The organism is Cupriavidus sp. 2TAF22, assembly GCF_052115045.1.
GTDB lineage: Bacteria > Pseudomonadota > Gammaproteobacteria > Burkholderiales > Burkholderiaceae > Cupriavidus.
In genome coordinates, this window is the sequence record NZ_JBFRFX010000080.1 from 1 (window position 1) to 14,849 (window position 14,849).

General features: G+C 62.4%; 13 protein-coding genes and 1 rRNA gene. 6 read left to right on the forward strand and 8 right to left on the reverse strand.

Going from position 1 to position 14,849, the window contains the following annotated elements; genetic code table 11:
* Nucleotides 1–111 (forward strand): 5S ribosomal RNA (gene rrf / locus AB4Z48_RS39370); the annotation flags it as partial.
* A gap of 514 nt (nt 112–625) precedes the next feature.
* Nucleotides 626–1,768: a 3-deoxy-7-phosphoheptulonate synthase gene (locus AB4Z48_RS39375; RefSeq protein ID WP_441624142.1), complete on the forward strand. Its 1,143-nt coding sequence runs from the start codon at nt 626–628 to the stop codon at nt 1,766–1,768.
* A 105-nt stretch (nt 1,769–1,873) separates the two neighbouring features.
* On the opposite strand, the gene AB4Z48_RS39380 is transcribed toward AB4Z48_RS39375, so the two are convergent.
* Together AB4Z48_RS39380 and AB4Z48_RS39385 are read right to left on the reverse strand one after the other, a co-directional pair.
* Entirely contained in the window at nt 1,874–2,578 is a 705-nt protein-coding gene (locus AB4Z48_RS39380; protein WP_441624144.1) for an SDR family NAD(P)-dependent oxidoreductase, read from the reverse strand.
* The gene (locus AB4Z48_RS39385; protein ID WP_441624146.1) at nt 2,575–2,799 is read right to left on the reverse strand and encodes a DsbA family protein; all 225 of its coding nucleotides are present in this window, start codon (nt 2,797–2,799) and stop codon (nt 2,575–2,577) included. The genes AB4Z48_RS39380 and AB4Z48_RS39385 overlap by 4 nt, the downstream gene beginning before the upstream one ends.
* Before the next feature lie 326 nt (nt 2,800–3,125).
* Between AB4Z48_RS39385 and AB4Z48_RS39390 the strand changes: the two genes are divergently transcribed.
* Complete coding sequence (locus AB4Z48_RS39390) at nt 3,126–4,742, forward strand: AMP-binding protein (RefSeq protein ID WP_441624148.1); 1,617 nt, start codon at nt 3,126–3,128, stop codon at nt 4,740–4,742.
* A 122-nt stretch (nt 4,743–4,864) separates the two neighbouring features.
* Here the strand turns inward: AB4Z48_RS39390 and AB4Z48_RS39395 are convergent, their stop codons facing one another.
* Both AB4Z48_RS39395 and AB4Z48_RS39400 read right to left on the reverse strand, forming a co-directional pair.
* Nucleotides 4,865–5,488: a 2-hydroxychromene-2-carboxylate isomerase gene (locus tag AB4Z48_RS39395; RefSeq protein WP_441624150.1), complete on the reverse strand. Its 624-nt coding sequence runs from the start codon at nt 5,486–5,488 to the stop codon at nt 4,865–4,867.
* Nucleotides 5,489–5,651: 163 nt separating this feature from the next.
* Nucleotides 5,652–6,269: a TetR/AcrR family transcriptional regulator gene (locus AB4Z48_RS39400; protein ID WP_441624152.1), complete on the reverse strand. Its 618-nt coding sequence runs from the start codon at nt 6,267–6,269 to the stop codon at nt 5,652–5,654.
* 325 nt (nt 6,270–6,594) lie between these two features.
* Between AB4Z48_RS39400 and AB4Z48_RS39405 the strand changes: the two genes are divergently transcribed.
* The 3 genes from AB4Z48_RS39405 (at nt 6,595) to AB4Z48_RS39415 (ending at nt 9,421) form a co-directional block, all read left to right on the forward strand.
* Nucleotides 6,595–8,274 carry an AMP-binding protein gene (locus tag AB4Z48_RS39405; RefSeq protein ID WP_441624154.1) on the forward strand — a complete coding sequence of 560 codons (1,680 nt, stop codon included), beginning with the start codon at nt 6,595–6,597 and terminating at the stop codon, nt 8,272–8,274.
* Complete coding sequence (locus AB4Z48_RS39410; protein ID WP_441624156.1) at nt 8,186–8,506, forward strand: acyl-CoA dehydrogenase C-terminal domain-containing protein; 321 nt, start codon at nt 8,186–8,188, stop codon at nt 8,504–8,506. Before AB4Z48_RS39405 ends, AB4Z48_RS39410 begins: the two co-directional genes overlap by 89 nt.
* A 495-nt stretch (nt 8,507–9,001) precedes the next feature.
* Complete coding sequence (locus AB4Z48_RS39415; RefSeq protein ID WP_441624158.1) at nt 9,002–9,421, forward strand: hypothetical protein; 420 nt, start codon at nt 9,002–9,004, stop codon at nt 9,419–9,421.
* An 82-nt stretch (nt 9,422–9,503) separates the two neighbouring features.
* Here AB4Z48_RS39415 and AB4Z48_RS39420 read toward each other — a convergent pair whose 3' ends face one another.
* Genes AB4Z48_RS39420 through AB4Z48_RS39435 form a run of 4 tightly spaced genes read right to left on the reverse strand, consistent with a single transcriptional unit; the run spans nt 9,504 to nt 14,304 of the window.
* Nucleotides 9,504–11,042, reverse strand: a complete 1,539-nt coding sequence (locus AB4Z48_RS39420; protein ID WP_441624160.1) for a TolC family protein — start codon at nt 11,040–11,042, stop codon at nt 9,504–9,506.
* Nucleotides 11,029–13,014 (reverse strand): FUSC family protein, encoded by a 1,986-nt coding sequence (locus AB4Z48_RS39425; RefSeq protein ID WP_441624161.1) that lies wholly within the window; start codon nt 13,012–13,014, stop codon nt 11,029–11,031. The genes AB4Z48_RS39420 and AB4Z48_RS39425 overlap by 14 nt, the downstream gene beginning before the upstream one ends.
* Nucleotides 12,995–14,044 (reverse strand): multidrug transporter subunit MdtN, encoded by a 1,050-nt coding sequence (gene mdtN / locus AB4Z48_RS39430; protein ID WP_441624163.1) that lies wholly within the window; start codon nt 14,042–14,044, stop codon nt 12,995–12,997. The genes AB4Z48_RS39425 and mdtN overlap by 20 nt, the downstream gene beginning before the upstream one ends.
* Entirely contained in the window at nt 14,041–14,304 is a 264-nt protein-coding gene (locus AB4Z48_RS39435) for a hypothetical protein (protein WP_441624165.1), read from the reverse strand. The genes mdtN and AB4Z48_RS39435 overlap by 4 nt, the downstream gene beginning before the upstream one ends.
* Nucleotides 14,305–14,849: the final 545 nt, after the last annotated feature.

Genomic DNA, 14,849 nt, shown 5'->3' on the forward strand with positions numbered 1-14,849 from the left:
GGTGACCATAGCGAGTTGGAACCACCCCTTCCCATCCCGAACAGGACCGTGAAACGACTCCACGCCGATGATAGTGCGGATTACCCGTGTGAAAGTAGGTAATCGCCAGGCTCTCCCTTGAAACCCCTCAGTACGCAAGTACTGGGGGGGTTTGCTTTTGGGCGGCTGATTTATAGCGACCAATTTGCAGCGCCGGTCGGACCGATGGCCGGGGCGCATGCAATGGCGACGCGCTGGCGGTGCTCGCCGACAGCCATCCTTGTTGGCGCTGCCCGGCGAGGCTCAGCTGCCCGGGGTATCGTGGGAGCCGATCCCTCGCAGGCGAATCTCATGAAGCTGATCGGCAACTTCATGCTATCCGTGATCATCGAAACGCTGGGCGAAGCATGCGCAGTGTTGGCTCTGAGCCCATTCGAGGAATGCCTCATCCAGGCAGTCTGATACTTGACGCACGTGGTTCCGATGATGCACGATTTCCAATTGGCTCATCCTGATTCGACTTCTTCCGTATGCCCCTCGCAGCACACCGGCGGAGGAAATTACCGCGCATGGATGGAAGCAGCGCCACCGAACCTGGACCGCCGGCACGCACCGGCGGTTTTTGTCTTAGCTCCAAGAGATAGCCATGAATGATCTGCAGAAGTCTCCGCCCACCATCGCCGAGGGTTGGCAAGCGCCGCCGGATCGCACCAGCGTGACCGACGACGCGCGCGTCGAAGACATCGTTCCGCTGCCGCCGCCAGAACACCTGATCCGCTTTTTCCCCATCCGGAACACGGCTGTCGAAACGCTGGTCACGCAGACGCGCCAGCGCATCGCCCGCATCCAGCATGGCGAGGACGACCGGCTGCTTGTGATCATGGGACCTTGCTCGATCCACGACCCGCAGGCAGCACTCGAGTACGCGCGGCTGTTGATGGCACAGCGGCAGCGGCACGCCGACTCGCTTGAGATCGTGATGCGCGTGTATTTCGAGAAGCCCCGCACCACCGTCGGCTGGAAAGGGTTGATCAACGACCCCTATCTGGACGAGAGCTACCGCATCGACGAGGGCCTGCGCATAGCGCGCAGCCTGTTGGTTGACATCAATCGCCTCGGCTTGCCGGCGGCCGGTGAGCTGCTGGACGTGATCTCGCCGCAGTACATAGGCGACCTGATCTGTTGGGGCGCAATTGGTGCCCGGACCACAGAAAGCCAGGTGCACCGCGAGCTGGCTTCGGGTCTTTCAGCACCGATCGGCTTTAAGAATGGCACCGACGGCAACATCAAGATTGCTATCGACGCCATACTGGCCGCTTCTCGTCCGCACCACTTCCTGGGGGTGCACAAGAACGGGCAGGTGGCGACGGTACACACCAAGGGCAACCCGGATTGCCATGTCATTCTCCGCGGCGGCAAGGCCCCCAACTACGATGCGGATTCCGTGGCGGCCGCGTGCAAGGAACTTGACGCTGCCGGGCTCGGCAACTTGCTGATGGTGGACTTCAGCCACGCCAACAGCAACAAGCAGCCAAAGCGGCAGATTGATGTAGCGCGCGACGTGGCGCAACAGATCAGCAGCGGCAATCGATCCATCTTCGGGGCCATGGTCGAGAGCCACTTGCTCCCCGGCGCGCAGAAGTTCACCCCGGGAGAGCACAGTCCGTCCGCATTGACATACGGCCAGAGCATTACCGATGCCTGCATAGGATGGGATGATTCGGTGGCCGTGCTGGACATGCTCAGTGAGGCGGTCAATGTACGCCGCAGGCTCAACTCAAAGCCGTAGCAACGAGGATGCCGCCCGTTGGCGGCAAGTCGCCGGTGACACCATTCCTGCTCGACGATTGTCTACATCGCGTCGCGTTCGCTGGCGCTATGCCTGGTCGAAGCCTTACCAGTTCTCGCCGAAGGGGCGGATCTCGACGTTGAAGGACCAGGCGCTTCTTGGCTGATGCGTGACGTGCCAGACTTCCTCTGCAATATCAGCCGGCCGGATGAAGAAGTCATCCGGAGCGCCCGGATACCTCTTGCGTGTCCATGCGAGGTCGATCACCGCATCAATGAGGAGATACGCGACGTGTACGCCTTGCTTGCCCAATTCCCGGGCCATTGACTCTGCCAGAATTCGCTGAGCAGCCTTCGTCGGTGCGAAGCCGGCAAAGTTGCTCTTGCCCCTGAGCGAGGAAGTGTTGCCAGTTGCGACGATGGCGCCGTGGCCTGCCTCCACCATGGCTGGCGCCAATCGCCGGGCCAGGTGAAGGAGGGCCATGACATTGGTGCGGAAGTTCGCCTCCAGTACCTGCGGTTCGATCTCCAGGAAGTTGCCAAACGAACCGCCCACAGCGTTGTGCACCAATACCTGTGGGTGGCCTAGCTCGGCCTGGATGCGATCCAACGCACTGTTCAGCTGCGACTCATCGGTGACGTCCGCGGGATAGGCGTGGGAGCCAGGCAACTCGCGTGCGATTTCTGCAATACGCTCCTGGTTGCGGGCGATCATGGCTACCTGGTAGCCGCCCGCCACAAAGCGCTGGACCAGAGCCAGCCCGGTGCCCGGGCCGACTCCCGTTATCAGGGCGAGTTTTCCTTTGGTCATGGAAGGGCCTCTTTTTGGATTGACTTGGATGAAAGCGCGGCACGTACGAATTCCAGCCGGTCGTTGCCGAAGAAGAGTTCAGAATCGACAAAGAAGGACGGAACGCCGAACACGCCACGCGCTGCCGCGTCCTGGTTATTGCCCGCGAGTCGGTCACGGATGTCCRAACCTTCTGCGCGGCGCCAGACGTCGACGTTGGGCTCCGAACTATCTGATGTCACGGCGTCTCCATGAAAATGATCGTTTAGTGAACGGACGTTAATCTTCGGGGCGGAGCTTGTCAAGCGGGATGCCGATGAGGCGATGCAGTCATCGTCCACCTACCGCGTCCAGTCGGGCTTGACAGGGCTGAAGACTTAACTTAACGTCAGATAGGTAAACGAACGTTTATTTGAACGTGTCTGACGCAGTGCGCGAAGCTGACCATGTCCTTGGGCGGGGAAGGGCATACGCAATGCCGCCGAGCGCTCCTGCCTGGACCTGCAGTTGCCGCAGTTTCTGCTGTTGCTGCTGTTGCTGCTGTTGTCGGAACCATGTGAGTTGAAGAATGCCTCATCCACGACACTTCGCGCTAACGACACCAGATAAAGTTGCTGCGGTATTCGTCCCTGCAGGGGTAGAGATCACGTATCTCGAACTCGAGCAAGGGGCCAATCGCGTTGCCAATTTGCTTCGCAGCATCGGCATTCAGAGCGGAGACGCGGTGCTCTTCTCCGTGGGGAATTGCCCTGAATTTCTCTATCTGGCGTGGGGCTGTCAGCGAGCGGGGGTCGTATTTACCCCGGCGTCGACAAGCCTGAGCAAGGAGGATCTGCGCTACATTGCCGGAGATTGCGGCGCAAGTGCGGTCGTTGTCTCAACCTCGGCGACAGGAAGCAAAAACCTGGCTGCGTCCGACTTTGGCACCGTGCCTTGCTACTCGTTGGGGGGTGCCATTTCGGGCTTCCAGAGCCTGGAGGAGGCGCTTCGCTCAAGCGCTTGCACGCTAATTCCCGATCCCGCGCGCGGTCGGGAAATGATGTATTCATCCGGGTCGACGGGTCGTCCAAAGGGCGTGCGAAAGGTCATTCCGCCGATTCCGTACGACGCGATGGATCCACGAGACGCGTCATATGCAGGCCAGCCTGGCGTCGGCCCAATGATGGTCAGCCTGTGTACCTCTCCTCTCTATCATGCAGCACCGCACCGAAATGTTTCCGCGACGCTGGCAATGGGCGGTACCGCGGTGGTGATGGATCGCTTCGACCCTGTAGTGGCGCTGACGGCAATCGAGCAGTTCCGTGTCACTCATAGTGTATGGGTTCCCACGATGTTCCACCGTTTGCTTCGGCTGGATCCCATCACGCGGGCGAAGTTCGATCTTTCCAGCCATCGCGTTGCGCTCCACGGGGCGGCGCCGTGTGCCGTGGACACAAAAGAGGCGATGATCGATTGGTGGGGGCCGATCCTGCACGAGTACTACGCGGGCACGGAAGGCATCGGCGCTTGCTCCATCACCTCAGAGGAGTGGCTGCGGCACAAAGGCTCGGTCGGCAAGGCGACCGATGGCGTCATTCATGTCCTGGATGACAACGAGGATGAGATGCCGCCCGGCGCAACGGGTACGATTTTCTTCGAGACGAGCGCCAGCTTTGCATACTGGAACGACGCCAATAAGACGACGCTGAGCCGCAGCAAGCAAGGTTGGTGGACCTATGGTGACATCGGGCACCTCGACGGCGACGGCTACCTCTATCTGTCTGACCGTCGGGATTTCGTGATCATATCGGGGGGCGTGAACATCTATCCGCAGGAAATCGAGCAGGTGCTGCTTACGGATGCCCGGGTTCTGGACGCGGCGGTGTTCGGCGTTCCTGATGACGAGTATGGCGAGTCCGTCTATGCGGTGATCCAGGTTGAACGAATGCCTGATGCAGCAGAGATACTTGCCGAAGCGCTTAGTGCAGTTTGCCGTGAAAGGCTCGGCCCGATACGCGCGCCCAAGTACTTCGCATTTGTGTTGGACTTTCCGCGCTTGCCGACTGGAAAGCTGCAGAAGAAGGCGTTGCGGGAAACTATCATCGAATCCCGCAAGTACTCAAACGAGAAGGTGCCGCGGCATGGCCTATGGGAAGTGCGCCTGGACAGGCCTGCGAGGGGATCCACGCAGACCGCCTCGGCATGAAGCGGGCCTGCCTGAAGAGGGCCTCAGGTCGGGTCACTGCGTGACGCACTGCCCGCCTCATTAAAAAATTGCGTGCGGGGCTTCCGGTCTCGTGCGGAAGCCCTGTGCAGGCCCCCGCTGTCTTACTTCAGTCGCGCTTTCGCGCGCTGGATTTCCTCCTCGACATCCCGCAACTGATCTTTCCCAAAGAACATCTCGTCGCCGACAAAGAAGGTCGGCGAGCCAAAGGCGCCGCGTTTGAAAGAGTCCTCTGTATTCGACAGCAGGGTGAGCTTAACCTCGGCATCCGCGATGTGATTCTGGAAGTTGTCGCCGTCCAGGCCAGCGGAGTTCAAAGCGCCCGCAATCACTGCAGGATCATCCATCTTCAAACCTTGTTCCCACATATTGGCGAACACGGCATCGACATACGACGCGAAGGTTCCATGCTTCTGGGCAGCCACGGCGCCGCGCATGATTTGCAAGGTGTTGACGGGCCAGTAAGGGTTGTGCCGATACGCCGTCAGACCATGCTTGGCGATGAAACGCTGCATCTCCAGTTGTCCAAACTCCGGCTTATTCTTGATGCCCCCAAATGCCTCTGCCGGCGATCGGTTTCCGGTCAGCCTGAACAGGCCACCAAGCAGCACGGGAACATATTCAAACGTGACACCCTGGCGAGCCTCAATGCCTGGGATGACCTTGTGGCTAAGGTAAGAATTCGGACTGCCGAAATCGAAGTGAAACTGGACGCTTATGCGGCTCATGTTGTCTCCTGCAGCGAGATTGACAGAAATGGATGGGAAAGAACTCGGCGGCGCAAGGGCTGGGCCCGCTTGGTCAGGGAAGGTAGATGGCGGGTTCGATGTGCTCGCAGGCCTCAGAACAGCGTTGCGCCTGGGCGTAGCGCAGGCGCCAACCTGTCATGGCTCAGGTCTTGCTCAGGGGTTCGAGCGCCTCGATAGACCGTCCGAGAAAGCGGCGGCTGGATGCGAGGATCTGCTGCCTGGTTCGGTCAGATTCAACAACCCGGGCCAGCAAGATCGCTCCCACGCATTGCGCGACCAATGCCCAGGCAGCATCTTGATCGTTCAGGCGATCCTTCCAGCTGTTGTGCAGTTTCTTCGCGGCTCGCTCCACTGTGGCGCGGACCTCTGGATCGGCCCTCGCAATTTCCGCGCCCAAGGTCGGTAGGGCACAACCTGTTTCAGGATGCAGCGCATGAGAACTGCTCAGATAGCTACGGATGCATCTTACGAAATGGTCTTCGCCGGTCTCTTCGCCTGCGAGCATCTCCGAACTGTTGGTTAGTTCTTGCTCGACGATGGCTGCAAACAACTCAGTCTTGGAGCCGAAGTGGCTATAGAAGGCACCTCCGGTGAGCCCGATCGCGCCCATCAGGGCATCGATCCCGGTGGACTCGAATCCTCCCTTCTTGGCAATCGCTCTGCTGCTGTTCAGAAGCTTCTCCCGAGTCTCCTGCTTGTGACTGCTTGAGTATCGCATTCGGCTCACCTTGAATATATCAACCTGCGGGAAGTATAGCATTACGATCGTTTAGGATTGAGAGCCGTTTGTCAGAGCGGGCGCCAATGGCAGCGCATTCACTCCACCTTGAAGGTGGCTGCGTGGGGCTGCGCGGGTGGTCGATGGTCGTGAATACATGTTGACATGGTCCTACGGGTAACCTACGATCGTTTACCAAACGAACGTTAACCAAAGATATTGCGGCGTTTTCTGGTATCAGATCCGGCTCAGAGAACGCGATCATTTGGGCACGCCGGCAAGCCGAGAGTTCGCCATCCCACCCGCTGGGAACGGAGCGAAGCAACCCCGGATACAACTGGGGCATAACAATTGAGGAGACGTCAATATGGAAGCCAGACGCTGGCATGGATCCTACCCGCCCGGGATGCCACTCGAGATCGAGGTAGAGGAGACAGCTACGCTCGGAGCGATGATTGAAAGGACGGTCACTTCGTTCTCGGCGCGCCCGGCCCTGACGTGCCTCGGGGAGTCGCTGAGCTACGCAGAGCTTGGCCTCCTTTCCGAGGCGCTGGCGACCTTTCTTCAGCAGTCGGGATTGAAGAAGGGGGATCGCGTGGCGTTGATGTTGCCCAGTTGCCCCGCCTTCATCATTGGCCTTGCTGCGGTGTTCCGCGCAGGAATGGTGGCGGTGCCCGTCAATCCGCTCTACACGCCACGTGAGCTGAAGCACCAATTGCAGGACTCTGGCGCGGCCGGCATTATCGTTGCTGACCAACTGCAGCAGTCATTGCAGCAAGTACTGGCAGAAACAGGCATTTCGCTGGTACTGACAGCGCCGGTGGTCGGGATGAAGCGTGTCGCCGGACAACTTCCGGCAGCGGCTGCCGATGCTGAACTTGCTGAAGCAGTCGACGCGACGGGCAAGTGTCGACTCCTGCCATTGGCGACAGCAATCCTCCAGGGAAGCAGAGGGAAGCTCGCCGAGGTCTCCCAGACGGCGCAGGACATCGCGATCCTGCAGTACACCGGTGGTACGACAGGCGTATCCAAGGGCGCGATCCTCACGCATAAGTCGGTCAGTGCGAGTCTGGCCCAGGTTCTGACATGGGCGAGGCCGGCACTGACAGCGCCGCAGGCTTCGATGGTGACGCCTCTGCCGCTGTATCACATCTTTCCGCTTGCCACTGCGTTGCTGGCGCTATCGGTGGGCAGCGAAAATCGGTTGGTGCCAAATCCGCGAGATCCCGGGTCGGTGGTTGCGGAGATGAAGCGGCGGCCATTTCAGATGTTCATAGGCGTCAACACATTGTTCAACAGCCTTGTGAATGAGCCGGAGCTTCATTGCGTCGACTTCAGCGCTACGCAACTGGTGGTGGGCGCCGGAGCGTCGATCCAGGCTGCCGTAGCCAAGCGTTGGCGCGCTACGGGGGCGCCTGCCGTTACCGAGGCTTACGGACTCACGGAGACCTCGCCGAGCGCCACCTTCAATCCGCCAGGCCGCAGTGGGACGATCGGCATTCCCGTTGCCTCTACGGACGTACGCCTGTTGGATGACAATGATCAGGACGTTCCACTGGGGGGCGCGGGTGAGCTACTTATCAAGGGCCCACAACTCTTCAGGGGTTACTGGAACCGGGAGGAGGAAACACGGAAGGCGTTCTTTGACGAGGGGTGGTTCAGAACGGGAGACATTGTGACCATGGACGAGCAGGGGTTCATGACAATGGTCGACCGCAAGAAGGACATGATTCTCGTCTCGGGATTTAACGTCTATCCGAACGAGATCGAGGCTGTCGTGGCCATGATGCCAAATGTCATGGAGGTTGCCTGTATCGGTGTTCCCGACGAGCGTTCAGGCGAGGTACCCCACTTGTTTGTTGTCCCGCGCGATCCCACTCTGACGAGGGAGCAAGTGGAGGTTCACTGCCGCACACAGCTTGCGGGATACAAGATGCCACGACACGTTACGCTTATCGATGCGTTGCCAAAGTCCACGGTCGGCAAGATCTTGCGCAGAGAACTGCGTACCCGCATGCCGTCCAGTCAAGGAGGATCCTCACGCTGAGGGCAGCGTTGCAGCCGCCTACCTGCGGCTCGCTGGCCACGTGGGTCTTGCATGGATTTGGGCTCGTATGGTTGCGATTGGCCTGTCCAACGGTCCCTCTACTGATCCCATCTACGCGTCCAAGGTAGCCACGGCACGCTTTTACTTCAGGAAGCTGCTGCCAGAAATCCATGCGCTCGCAGCAGTGATTTCCGCCGACTCCGAGCCAATCATGGCGGTTGATCTCGGCTGACGCCCATGGCGTGAAGGGCGTGCCGCTTCGGCCTGGCAGCGGTGCGCGAAACCTACCCTTGCGCGATAAGCAACGGCAGATTTCTTGTCAGCGTCGACCGGGCACGGTGGTTCTGGCATCCAAGGTCCGCATGGGTGATCGGACCCAGTTCCATGATGAGCACGGGCAGCGTGAACTGAGGCGCGTTGGTGCCAGACGGGCGCAGCGCGTGATCGTAGATAGCAGGGAAATGCAGCCGGATGTGGCTTGTGCCGCCGCATTGGGCGGGGCTGGGACGGCTGYAGCGCCACGTGGGACTGGCTTGAGCAAGCGAGCCACGCGGGGCGGACGGTTGCATCAAGGTTGGGCGCCGTCAAGGTGTCGCGCGCGCACTTAACCTGCCTCGCGGCAGATCGCAAGGCTGGTAAATCACCGTTGCAAAATCGAACAGAATGTTAGACGCCTCGGCGCTACAGTGGCCCTTCCCATGCCTGTAGGCGTTCTAGGAGGTATCGAATGAAGCAACATCTGGCGAAATCCCTGTTGATGGCTGGCGCATTGATCGCGTCCTTCCCGCTGCTCGCGCAGCAGGCCCAGCCCGTTCAGCCGACCCAGCCGATGCAATCCAACCAACCGATGCAATCCGCGCAGCCTGCGCAGTCGATGCCGGCACAAAGCGCACAAGCGGGAGAAGCGATGCCGATGCAGGCCGTGCCTGCGACAACGCAGGTCGCCCAGGGGGCGATGCCCGCCGCGCTCGAACAATATGGGCAAGGCGGCGTCCAGCCAATGCAACAGGGTAGGGCGCCGGTACCGGCCGACCCCTCGCTCGCGCGCAGTCCCTCTCCGGCGGTGGATCCAGCCAGCATGAGCCTGGCTCCCGATGCGCTGGGCACGCGCATGGGTCAACGCAATCCCTTCCTCGACGGCGCCTGAGCGCCGCTGCGCAACCGGGGCCTGTCAGTTCGCTGGCGCGCTAGCTTGCGGGTTGGGCAGGAATGCGCCGGCATTCAGCCGGTCACGGCGCCGAGCCGATCGCCCCGGTCGCGAGCGCCAGCGTAGCGGCCGCAGCCAGTGCGCCGCTATAGGCATCGGCCGACGCGTTCCGAGCCAATAGCAACTGGTTCTGCGCCAGGTTGGCTTCGGTCACCGTCCCCACGCCTTTGCTGTACGCTGCAAACGCCGCGTTGTAGGTGACCTGGGCCGCGTCGGCCAGTTCCCTGGCCGCGTCGTACGCGGCCAGGCTCGATTCGAGCGCGCTCTGGCTGACTACCACCTGCCGTACCGATTCGTCCTTGGCCCGCGTCAGGCGGGCCGATGCGCTATCGACGTCATTGCGCGCCTGCGCGAGCGCGGCCGAGCGCAGGCCGCCGTCGTAGAGAGGCACGGAAACCCCGAGAAATACGCTGGCGCCGTAGCGATAGCCGTTGAGGTTCAGCGTCGGGGGCTGCTGGCCAATCGGCGGAATCGCCGTGATGGCCGATCCGCCCGATGCATACGACGTGTACGCGGACAGGAACACCTTGGGCAGGAACGCCGCCTCGGTGGCCTTGACCTTGGACTGGCTGGCCCGCTCGGCCGCATAGGCGCCCAGCACGTCGGGCCGCCGCGCGATCGCATCCTCGACGATCTGCTCGATGGAGCCGCGCAGGGCCGGCGACAACGGCCGCACCGGCATCTCGGCGATGCGCGGCTTCGATAGCGGCGAGATGCCGATCGCTGTGACCAAGGCCAGATACGCGTCGGTTTCGGCTCCCTGCGACTGCACCATCGCCAGGTTGGTCTGTGCACGGTTCTGCGTGGCCTGCGCCACCTCCACCACCGTGCCGATGCCGCGCTGGTAGCGGGCCCTGGCCGCCGTGAGCACGGCATCCGCGTTGGTCATCGCCTGTTGCACAGTGCCGGCGCGCGAACGGGCCGCCTGATAGCGATAGAACGCCACGCTCACCTCGTGGACGATGTGCTGGTGGACGGCCGTAAACGCAATATTGAGCGCGATCGAAGCCTGCTCCGCGGCACCCACAATCCCCGCACGCTCGCCGAAATCGAACAGCAGCCATTGCAGCGACAGCACCGACACCGCGCCGTGGCTGGACGTATTGGCGCCTGCGGTTCCCAGGGCCGTGTTGGTGGAAAGATGCCCGTTCTGGTATCCGCCCATGGCCGCGGCCGAGATATGCGGCAGATAGCTGGCCTTGGCGATGCCCGCGGCCAGCGCGGCATTGCGCGCGTCGTTCCAGGCGATGCGCGTCAGCGGGTTGGCGGACTCGGCCATATCGATCAGTTCCGGCAACGAGTATGCATGCGCCGGATCGAGTGCGGGCGGCGGTGCGAGCGAAGCCAGCGCCGCGTTGGCAGGCAGCGCGTAGCCGGACGATCTTGTCGTGGTTGCCGGCCTGGCCGCGGCGCCAGGCACGATCTCTCCGGACGCCGTGGTGGCGGGTTGCCACGGCCGGTCGGGTTCCGGCGGTGCCAGATCGAGCGACGACGTGGCACAACCGGCCAGCATCACAGCTATCAGCGATAGCGGAGCCCCCAGCGAATCAGGTTTGCGCATGGATCGAGGAAGGATGGGGCGCCTCGGCGGAGTCGTCAGGGGATTCGGCGAGGCGTTTGTCGATGAGCGCCAGCAGGGCGTCGCGGACCGGTTCATCGTGGCCGGGGGCGGCCGCGGATTCGGCGGGCTGCACCGGTTGCGGAGCCACGTCGTGGGCCAGCAGCGTGCGAAGCCGTTGCGCGAGGTCGGGGTCGCCCGGGAACCGCTCGGCGAGCAGGAAGGCCGGTCCGGCAATTGCGTCGAGCTTGCGCAGGCGCTGCCGGCGGTCGTCGACCCATCCAGCTGCCGGACCCACGGACGCAGGTTCGTAGTGCGCGAGGACCAGGTCTTGCACGACACTGCCTTGCAAAGCCAGCGCGGCCGCCGCATGCCTGCGCCGGTCGTCGGGCTGCCTGGCATTTACCAGCTGCTGCCATTGCGCGACCAGTCGGCCCAGTGCCGCCTCGATGCGCCCGGCAATGCTGACCGGCCAGATACGCGTGAACACCAGATAGACCACCAGGTTGCCGAGCATCACGCCGATGACGCGGTCGCGCGCAATGGTCAGGTCGAATCCCGGGCCGGCGCCCTGGATGACACACAGATAGAACGCAAACGCGACCTGGAAGCCAGCATACGCAATGCGTGGCGAGCCTTGGGCAATCCAGGCGGATAGCCACGAGCCCGCGAAGACCAGCAGCATCAGTCCGCCCACGGATGACAACGATGGCACGATATACACGAGTGCCGCCGTGCCGATGGCCGCGCCGACCAGACAACCGGCCAGGCGCAGCGAGAGCTTCTCCACGGTCTCCGCGGCGGTCCCGAGCGACACGAGATAGCACGTGATAAAGCAGGTATGGATGCCCGGCCAGTTCAGCTGCTGATAGAGGAGATAGCAGAACATGGCCGCGCCGGTCGTCTTGAGCGCGTAGTGGATGTGGTCGCGGTTGGTAAAAGCGTCGGCGTCGAGGAAGCCGCCGCGGCTGCTTGCGGGCGCCGCGGGCTTGACCGTGCCAGGCTCGGGAGGCTGGGCAAAGCCATTGATGGCCGAGTGCAATTCCCTGGCGGCTGCCGCCTGCGCCGGGGCAAGCTGGCTGGAATCTGGAAGGACCAGCCCGATTTCCACCGGATAGCCACCAGCATCGAGCATGCGCGCCATCGCGTCGAGCGTGTCGGCAATCGGATCGGCAAGCGATGCGGGCAGCGCGCCCGGCTGCCGGCCGGCGACATCGGCCGCCATCAGGATCGCCATCGTCGACGCCGCCGCATGGTGCAGCGCCGCCGAGTCGATGGCGTTGGCCGAGCCTTCGATCCTGGCAAGCTTCAGCCATCCGGCCACCGGCTGAACGCCATCATGCAACAACGCATGCAGCGCGGCACCGTTTGGTCGTGGATCGCGCACGCAGGCTGCCGCTGCGCGCAGGCAATGCGCCAGCCGGTCAGATGCCAGCCGGCGCGGGGACGGGCCCAGCACCAGATTGACCACCACGTTCACGCCAATCGGGATCGCCACCATCAGCAGGGTATAGAGCAGGGCGCGCGTGGCCACCTCGCCGCCGGGCACCAGGCCGAGTTCATCGAGCGCGAACCCGATGATCATCGCAATGATGGCGCCCACCGGGCGCAACTTGCTGGCAGACGTCAGGAAGAGCAGGGCGGCCGACAGCACAGCCATGCATGCCACCCGGCGCAGCGGATCGTCGACACTGAAATCGGCCAGCAGCATCACGAACCCGACAATGATGGTGACCAGCACCAGCGCCGCCACGCTCATCACGATGCTGGTGGTGCGATCCGCCCGATTGATGAAGAAGACGACATAGGCGGAGATGGCCGCTTCCGGTGTGCCATAGATGCTGGTGACAAGTACCGTCAGCGTGCAGGCCACTGCAATGCGCGTGGTAGCCGCCGCGCGCCCGGGGAACGATGCCAGCAGGGCGCCGATATCGGCCAGCCCCGGACGCAATTTGTCAGTTGCAGGCCGCGCCATGCCGGATCTCGACGGTTGCGCTTGCACCCACCCGGGCCAGCATTTCCGGCGGATCTTCCAGCTTGATCCGCACCGGGAATCGCTTGGCCACGCGCACCCAGTTCACCGACGGCTGGACATAGGGCAGGGAGCGCGGCAGGTTCAGCCGCTCGGTATCGGTGATGCCGACGCCGATGCCATCAACCTTGCCGCGGATGGCATGGCCCCGGTCGATCATCGAATAGACCGTGGCGCAGTCGCCCACGTGGATTTCGGCAAGCTGCGTTTCACGGAAGTTGGCCACGGCGAACCATTCGCCGGTATGCACCAGGAGGAAGAGCGACTGGTTGGGAAGCACGACTTCGCCGGACAGCACGGTCAGGCCGCTAACGCGGCCATCGTGCGGGGCGCGAACCACAGTGTCATCCAGCGCCCGCTGGGCGATGGCCAGCGCCGCCTCGCGCGCCCGCACCGTCGCCATGGCATCGTCGACCGTGCCCACCGCCTGTGCCGACGCGGCACGCTGCACATTGGCCTGTTTCAGCGAGACAGCCGCGTCGCGCTGCGCCACCTGGGCCTGATCGAGCTGCTGCTTCGGCACGTAGCCATCCGCGGTCAGCGGGCGCAGGCGCTCCACGGTGCGCGCGGTCAGCGCATAGTTCTGTTCGGCGCGGGCGATCTGCTCCGATGCAATCGCGGCATTGGCGCGTTCGGTGGAAATCGTGCGCCGGCGCGTGCCCAGCGTGGCCTGCGCCAGTTCCAGGTCGGCACTCGCCTGGGCCACGGCCAGCCGGTACGGCACCGGATCGATCTCGAACAGCACGGAGCCCTTGGCCACCTGCTGGTTTTCGCTGACCAGGATCCTGGCGACCTTGCCGCCCACGGGCGAGGCCACATGAACCATGTCTGCATCGAGCGCGGCATCGTCGGAAGACGGAAACCGTGCGGTGCGATGCCAGGCATAGACGGAAAGCAGGACGGCAAGCAGGACGATTACCAGGGCAACCACTTTGCCGCGCAGGGGGTTCTTACGGGCGCCGGCCATTTTCATAGGATGTGCCCCGTACCGATTAACCAGACGACTTCAGCGATCATCAGGCCGATTGCCGTGTTCACCAGCAGCGGGAACCAGACGATATCCGCCCAGCCGGTCATGACAAACACCCGCCAGGAGATGACGGCGCCCACGATGCCCACCACGGCGCTCAGAAGCCAGAGCGGAAAATAGGCGCCAAACAGTCCGAAGGACGGGGCGCCGGCGCAACCATAGAGCGAAGCGGCCAACGCGACGAGCGCAAGCGAGCGTGCCATGGGATCCGAGGCAGGTTTAGTTCACGCAATATAGCAGCGCGGATTCGTGATTGTCCAAGCGGCAAGAAAATTGACGTCGCTTTGACACAAGCGGAGAAAGGCTCCGACCGATGCGTGGAGAGTGTCGGTTGACGAGACTGAATGAGGCCGCAGGCCAAGTGGTGCTCGCCAGCGCGTCGCAAGGCTGATGCCGTTTCCTGGCCGGCGCAGAGTCGGCGAGCCAGGCGCCTAGAGGCATGACACTTACGGGCTCTCGGTCGCCACTGTTCCACGAGGACGGAGCTGTGATGCATATACGGTGTGAGCGAGCGTCAGGCACCGAGCGGGAAGATAGGCTTGCACACAGGCGGTACTTCAGCACGGTTTTGCCAGATTACTGCATTTAACATAATCCTCATTATGCGAACATTGGATGTAGCGGCAAAGTTGTAATGTCCGGTTCTAGCAAAGTTCAAATGTCCGCCTGAGGGCCTGTCCATGGTATTCAGCCTGCCCGGTTGAATGCAATGGAGACGCCCGAGGATGGCTAGACCCGAGGTCATTAC

Bases quoted from the DNA above. Each gene is read 5' to 3' on its own strand.
- AB4Z48_RS39375 (WP_441624142.1), top strand. From the start codon at position 626: ATGAATGATCTGCAGAAGTCTCCGCCCACCATCGCCGAGGGTTGGCAA.
- AB4Z48_RS39380 (WP_441624144.1), bottom strand. From the start codon at position 2,578: ATGACCAAAGGAAAACTCGCCCTGATAACGGGAGTCGGCCCGGGCACC.
- AB4Z48_RS39390 (WP_441624148.1), top strand. From the start codon at position 3,126: ATGCCTCATCCACGACACTTCGCGCTAACGACACCAGATAAAGTTGCT.
- AB4Z48_RS39395 (WP_441624150.1), bottom strand. From the start codon at position 5,488: ATGAGCCGCATAAGCGTCCAGTTTCACTTCGATTTCGGCAGTCCGAAT.
- AB4Z48_RS39400 (WP_441624152.1), bottom strand. From the start codon at position 6,269: ATGCTATACTTCCCGCAGGTTGATATATTCAAGGTGAGCCGAATGCGA.
- AB4Z48_RS39405 (WP_441624154.1), top strand. From the start codon at position 6,595: ATGGAAGCCAGACGCTGGCATGGATCCTACCCGCCCGGGATGCCACTC.
- AB4Z48_RS39410 (WP_441624156.1), top strand. From the start codon at position 8,186: ATGCGTTGCCAAAGTCCACGGTCGGCAAGATCTTGCGCAGAGAACTGC.
- AB4Z48_RS39415 (WP_441624158.1), top strand. From the start codon at position 9,002: ATGAAGCAACATCTGGCGAAATCCCTGTTGATGGCTGGCGCATTGATC.
- AB4Z48_RS39420 (WP_441624160.1), bottom strand. From the start codon at position 11,042: ATGCGCAAACCTGATTCGCTGGGGGCTCCGCTATCGCTGATAGCTGTG.
- AB4Z48_RS39425 (WP_441624161.1), bottom strand. From the start codon at position 13,014: ATGGCGCGGCCTGCAACTGACAAATTGCGTCCGGGGCTGGCCGATATC.
- mdtN (WP_441624163.1), bottom strand. From the start codon at position 14,044: ATGAAAATGGCCGGCGCCCGTAAGAACCCCCTGCGCGGCAAAGTGGTT.
- AB4Z48_RS39435 (WP_441624165.1), bottom strand. From the start codon at position 14,304: ATGGCACGCTCGCTTGCGCTCGTCGCGTTGGCCGCTTCGCTCTATGGT.